Genomic DNA, 6,710 nt, shown 5'->3' with positions numbered 1-6,710 from the left:
AGCAGCTAATAGTGTTATGAGCAAGTAGCAAAGCGGATTGCGAATATCCGCTTGACAATCTATTTTGAAACAGATGCCACTATCTGCATCTTTCCTTCAAGTTCGATTGCATCGCACTCGCTTGTCACTACGAAATGGCTTCCCTTTCTTATCTCACATCCATTTATCTTCCCACTGCCTTCTACTACAGTCATAAGTATAAAATCTGCGTCCTGTGTAAATTCCATATTGTCATTTACATTTATTTTGAACACTTTATAATATTCACAGTCAATAAACTGCTGTATGCTATTCTTATCATCTGAAAACTTTTCTTCAATAATACTGTCATCTGCTGATTTTGCAGGTACATTTATCACATCAAAACTTTGTTTTATATGAAGAGGTCTAAGCTTTCCATTGCTTAATCTGTCATAATCATAAACTCTGTATGTGATATCACTGTTCTGCTGTGTCTCAAGAATAAGTGTTCCACCTTTTATCGCATGGACAGTTCCAGGATCTATCTGTAAAAAGTCTCCCTTTTTAATAGGAATCTCTCTTATAAAATTATTCCAGCGTTTTTCATTTACCATGTCTTCAAGTTCTTCTTTTGTCTTTGCATTGTGACCGATAACTATCTTTTCATCTTCTTTGCAATCAAGAATATACCAACATTCCATTTTTCCAAATGAACCATTCTCATGTTCTTTTGCATATGTATCATCTGGATGAACCTGAATACTAAGGTCATTTTTCGCATCTATAATCTTGACAAGAAGAGGAAATCTCACACCTTTCGCATTTCCAAAAAGTTCTCTGTGCTCATCCCAGAGTTTAGAGAGTTTTTCTCCCTTAAATTCTCCGTTTGTAACAGTACAATCACCATTCTGATGTGCCGCTATTCCCCAGCACTCTCCTATGTCATCACCCTCAACATCATATCCAAAGTCATTGTGTAACCTTGTTCCACCCCATACATTATGTGTAAATACCGGCTCTAAAAATAATATATCCTGTTTCATTCTGCACCTCATTTCTACACATTATCTTCCACGAAATACGAGCAACATAATGTGATTTCTTTATATTTTTCCTGTTTTTAGGCGCACTTAATACACCCCCGGAACACCGGGGATGTTTTAAATGCGATTATTCAGTTATCTGTTTTGTGATTTTCTGTGAATTATTGAATCTTTTCTGAATTTTATATATTAAATCTTAAATATGAAAGTTAAAGTCCTGATACTGTTATCTACGACCTATCTCTGTATCCTGCTCAGTCACCTTACTGTTTTTCTTGATATAATCAACTATCTCATCAAGTTTTGTAAATGCAAGTCCTACATAGCTGTCCGCTGCACCGTAATATACTGCTATCTTTCCTGTCTCACTGTCATGGATAGTTGCACATGGGAAGCATACATTTGGCACAAAACCTCTCTCCTCATACCATTCTTCCGGTGTGAGAAGGAAATTTTCACAACGATACTTAACGATTGACGGATTGTCGATATCAAGTATAGCTCCACCGATAGAATATACATAACCATTACATGTTCCACTTACACCGTGGTAGAATAAGAGCCATCCTTCGCTCGTTTCTATAGGAGCAGCTCCTCCACCAATCTTGAGTGACTGCCACCACTCTGAACCTTTACCCATTACATGACGGTGTTTTCCCCAATATGTAAGGTCAGGGCTCTCACTTATGAAGATGTCTCCAAATGGTGTATGACCGCTGTCTGATGGTCTTGAGAGAAGCATGAAGTTTCCATTTATCTTTCTTGGGAACAATACTGCATTTCTGTTAAATGGAAGGAATGGATTTTCAATTCTTGTAAATGTCTTAAAATCTTTTGTCTTTGCCATTCCTATTGCTGCACCATAAAAATCCTGACACCAGATTATATAGTATGTATCTTCAACTTTTACAAGCCTTGGGTCATACGCATATACAGGCATAAATGGTTCGCCATTCTCATCGACGAAATCAATCTTATCTTTTTCAAAATCCCAATGTATAGCATCCTTACTTCTTCCAAGATAAATATATGGAACTCCGTTTGTCTGCTCTCCACGGAATACTCCGATAAACTCACCTTCATATGGAATTACGGCACTGTTAAAGATTCTCGCAACTCCCTCAACCGGATTTCTTCCTATTATAGGGTTTTCTGTATATCTCCATATAGGAGCACCTTTAAGTCCTTCCGGCTTATCCTGCCAAGGAACATTCTTCACAGCCGGACTGATCATTTTTATTTCTGACATAAGCTTATCCTCCTGATTTTTGTAGTATTACTTCTTATTTAATATATCAAGGTTCTTTTTTATCATTTCACATCTCTGTGCGACACATTCTACCGAACGCCCCGGATCCTGTGGTGTGTTAAATACATAGTCCACAAGTCTATCTATTGTAGTTGTTGCCACATGAAGTCTTGTATCACTTGAAGCATAATATATAAATACTTCATTATTCTCATTTACGATTGCTCCATTTGTAAACACAACATTTGAAACATCTCCAACACGCTCATCACCTCTTGGTCCGATAAGCATACCTGAAGGTTCAGCAATGACTTTTCCAGGATCATCAAGTGCTGTTGCAAATGCATATATGACATATCTAAGACCTGCCGCTGTATTTCTTACACCATGTGCGATATGAATCCAGCCTTTGTCAGTCTTGATAGGTGTTGCACCTGCTCCATTCTTAGCTTCAGTGATCGTATGATATTTTCTAAGGCTTGTCATACGCTCCTCATCAATAACTGCATGACAGATATCGTCGCAGAGTCCAAAGCCTATTCCTCCGCCTGAGCCTGTATCAATAAAGTCATCCATCGGTCTTGTGTAGAATGCATATTTTCCATCTACAAATTCAGGATGAAGAACAACATTTCTCTGCTGTGGTGAACGAAGTGTTTTAAGATTGTCAAGACGCTCCCAGTGTTTAAGATCTTTTGTTCTTACTATTCCTGCCTCAGCTACTGCTGCCGAAAGATCATTTACACTCTTGTCTTTACTCTCTGAACAAAAGACTCCATATATATATCCGTCCTCATGCTTTGTAAGACGCATATCATATACATTAGTCTCATCCTTGCATGTGTCATCAAGTAAAATAGGATAATCCCAAAATCTGAATCCATCTATTCCATTGTCACTCTCTGCAACTCCAAAGAATGATTTTCTATCATTTCCCTCTATTCTTGCTATAAGATAATACTTTCCATTCAACATGATAGCACCTGAATTCATAACGGCGTTAACGCCAAGACGCTCCATGAAATAAGGATTTGTCTTTTCATCAAGGTCATATCTCCATGTAAGCGGAATATGTTCTCTCGTAAGAACAGGATACTCATATCTGTCATATATACCATTGTAAAAATCTGTTTTAAAATTTTTTCTTGACAGAATCTTCTCCTGTTTATTTAATTCAATCGCATATCTCTCATGCATATTTCTTCCTCCTGCTGCTATTCTTTCCTATTTAAATATATAACTTTTAATCATATCTTTTAGAAATCTTTATAGTATTTTTGAGAACATTTATCGGATCGCAAGCCTACGAAATCCTCTCAATCATCTCAATACACATTCTTCCATTATGATATGGACATTTCCACGGTTCTACTATTGGTTCTGTCTCAACAGGTGTTCCATCATGTCTTACATACCAGAACCATTCTGAACCCTCTCTGTCATCTATAATGTATTTCTTTGTGTATTCCCATATATTAAATACTGCATCAAGATATTCTTTTCTGTCAGTATCTTTAGTATATGCATTGAAAAATCCAACTATTGATTCTGCCTGAATCCACCATATCCTGTTTTCATTGACAACCCCTCTGTCACATTCATTTGCGACAGAGTGACCATCATATGCGGTCTCATATGTTTTTTTAACAAGTTCTTTTGTTATCTTATCCATTCTTTCTTTAGCAGATGCATCTCCTACTACCTCTGTACATCTGTCCATAAGCCATGATGTCTCAATATCGTGGCCATAAGAATGAAGATCAATTATTGAATTATAGTTTGCATCAAAAAATACTTCCTGTCTCTTTAAATCGGGATTATATATTTTTGTCTCAAACAGGTTCATTATCCACATAAGCCTGTTTTTAACTTTTTCATCTTTTGATACACGATACAACTCTGTGTACGCTTCAAGTACATGTAAAAGTGTATTCATTGTCTTATCCGCTATCACACCGTTTTCAGACAGCTTGTCATTTTCCTCTAAAATGAATTCTCTTGTAAATGCTTCAAGATAACCAACATCATCCATGCACTTTGATTCGATAAGTTCAAACAACTCCATAGCTGTTTTAAGAGCTTCCTCATCTTTTGAAGCATCGTAATATGTTGAAAGTGCATATATAGAAAACGCCTGATTGTAAGTATGTTTTGTCGTGTCTTTTGGTGTTCCGTCATAATTTAACGACCAGAAAACGCCCCCATTTTCTCTGTCAATACACTTATCTCTCAAAAACTCATATCCGTGTTTTGCTTCATCAAGAAGTTTTTCATCTCCAAGAAGCAGATATGCTCTTGCAAAAAACCATGTGATCCTGCTGTTTAAAATACATCCTTTTTCTGCTTTTTTATTAAGATTCAGATCAAAATCAAGCCATCCATAATATCCGCCATACTCATCATCACGGAGTTTTTCCCAAAATGGAATTATATGATCTGTAAGTTCATTTTTAATTTCGCTCTTTAACTCGGAAACTTTCATGATCTCCCTCCTTCAAATCTGCACTTTAGCCTTTAACCGCACCTGCTGTTATACCACTGTAAATATGTTTCTGACAGCATATAAATACAAGAAGTGCTGGAAGAAGTGATATGATAACACCTGCACAGATAAGATTATACTGGCTTCCCATAGGTCCTACGAATGTATAAAGTGAAATAGCCATTGTCTTTAACTCATCTTTCTGGAGATAAAGATTTGCTGAGTAGTATTCGTTGTATACACCAACACCTTTTAATATACATGATGTTATGATTGCCGGTTTCAAAAGAGGAAGCATTATCTTCCAATATATCTGCCAGTATGAAGCACCATCGATGATAGCTGACTCATCAAGCGATATTGGAATATTTTCCATATACTGAATGAAGATATAAATTGAAATGATATCTGTTCCACATGACATTATGATGTAACCATAGAGGTGATTTATAAGTCCAAGATCACCCATGATGTTATATACAGTTACCTGCATTGCAACTGCTGGAAGCAGTGATGCAAATAAAAACAGGTTTCTGATAAGTCCATTTCCTGGAAATTTGAATCTGTTAAGCACATATGCGAGCTGTGTTCCCACCACAACCGATATAGCTAAAACACATACCATAACTATTACGGAATTCAAAAATGCGCGTCCCATATTTGCCGTTTTAAATGCAGTTATAAAATTATCAAAATTCAGGAAACTTTTTGGAAGTGTCATTACACTTGTCGTGTCATATTCTTCCTTTGTCTTAAATGCCGTGATAACACATGACACAAGAGGTATTACAGCGCAAAGTGAGAAAAATATAAGTGAAGCATATTCAACTATTGTCCATATTATCTGCCCAGGAGTATAATGTTTTCTTCTCTTTTTTGTATTAGCCATGTCATGCAACCCCCTTTGCCATCTTCTTTTTGTTCTCTTTTTCAAGTTTTTTCTTAGCTTTCTTAGCTGCGTATGTTTCATCCTCCGAATCCGCATCTCTGAATACAAACTTGAAGAACAGATTTTGTAAAATCGTACATACAAAGATTATCATCAACAGTACAACCGCCATTGCCGATGCAAGGCCGACCTTCTGGCTTGTATGTGCTATCTTATTCATGATTACGAAATATGTACCTGTTCCATTTGCACCTGTTGTGATAACAAATGGCTGTTCAAATGCACTAAGTGAACCTGTTATAGCAAGTATTACATTAAGTGTTACGATTGTTTTTATACTTGGAAGTATAATATTTTTAAACTGATGGAACTTATTTGCCCCATCAAGCTGTGCAGCTTCATAAAGTTCCGCATCTACCGACATGATAGCACCGATAAAGAGAACCATCTCCTGTCCGAAGAATCTCCATACTGAAGTTGCAACAAGCGACCAGTTATTAACTTTCTGATCCATCAACCAATACGGCAGATGATTCAGGTCAAAACCACACCACTGTAAGATAGTATCAAATACATATCCTCTTGTGTAGAAGAACTTAAAAATGAAACCGATAGCGATACCATTTATAAGATAAGGGAAAAACATAAGTCCCTTGAAGATGTTTCCACCTTTAACCTTGAAACTAAGGATTGTTGCAAGATATAAAGCTAATATAATCTGTACGATTGCACCAGCCATATAATACAAACTCAGTTTCAAAGCACTGAAACAATCGCTTCGGCTGAAAACAGCCCTATAATTGTCAAGTCCTACAAATTGTCTCTTGTCAACCGGTGTTGAATATTTCATTTTGTAGAAGCTGAATTTTACCATCTCTCCAAACGGAAGATATGTAAACACGAACAACAAAGTAAGCGGTATAGCCATAAATGCAATACATATCAACGCCTGCTGTCCTTTTCGGCTTTTAAGCCATTTCATAAATCCGGTTTTTTTCTTTTTTTCAATAGCTGTACTCATACAAGCATCATCCTCCATCTCCATGTGCAGTGTATCCATATATCAAAGATACACTGCACTTGTTT

At 36.6% G+C, this 6,710-nt stretch carries 6 protein-coding genes; all 6 read right to left on the bottom strand.

From position 1 onward, the window contains the following. Window positions 1-59: 59 nt before the first annotated feature. Window positions 60-1,004, bottom strand: a complete 945-nt coding sequence (gene manA, locus KQI69_RS08985) for a mannose-6-phosphate isomerase, class I (protein WP_216565045.1) — start codon at window positions 1,002-1,004, stop codon at window positions 60-62. Between the two features lie 226 nt (window positions 1,005-1,230). Beyond that, on the bottom strand, window positions 1,231-2,253 hold the full coding sequence (locus KQI69_RS08980) for a glycoside hydrolase family 130 protein (RefSeq protein ID WP_216565044.1): 1,023 nt from the start codon (window positions 2,251-2,253) through the stop codon (window positions 1,231-1,233). A 27-nt stretch (window positions 2,254-2,280) separates the two neighbouring features. After that, on the bottom strand, window positions 2,281-3,450 hold the full coding sequence (locus KQI69_RS08975) for a glycosidase (RefSeq protein ID WP_216565043.1): 1,170 nt from the start codon (window positions 3,448-3,450) through the stop codon (window positions 2,281-2,283). Between the two features lie 106 nt (window positions 3,451-3,556). Next, entirely contained in the window at window positions 3,557-4,735 is a 1,179-nt protein-coding gene (locus tag KQI69_RS08970) for an AGE family epimerase/isomerase (protein WP_216565042.1), read from the bottom strand. Window positions 4,736-4,760: 25 nt separating this feature from the next. Next, the gene (locus KQI69_RS08965) at window positions 4,761-5,624 is read right to left on the bottom strand and encodes a carbohydrate ABC transporter permease (RefSeq protein ID WP_216565041.1); all 864 of its coding nucleotides are present in this window, start codon (window positions 5,622-5,624) and stop codon (window positions 4,761-4,763) included. A 1-nt stretch (window position 5,625) separates the two neighbouring features. Further along, entirely contained in the window at window positions 5,626-6,645 is a 1,020-nt protein-coding gene (locus KQI69_RS08960; protein WP_216565040.1) for a carbohydrate ABC transporter permease, read from the bottom strand. Window positions 6,646-6,710: the final 65 nt, after the last annotated feature.

The sequence above is a fragment of the Eubacterium sp. MSJ-13 genome (assembly GCF_018918235.1).
Lineage (GTDB): Bacteria > Bacillota > Clostridia > Lachnospirales > Lachnospiraceae > Butyribacter.
The sequence above is the reverse complement of the archived record's forward strand: the minus strand, read 5'-3'. Positions and strand labels throughout refer to the sequence as shown.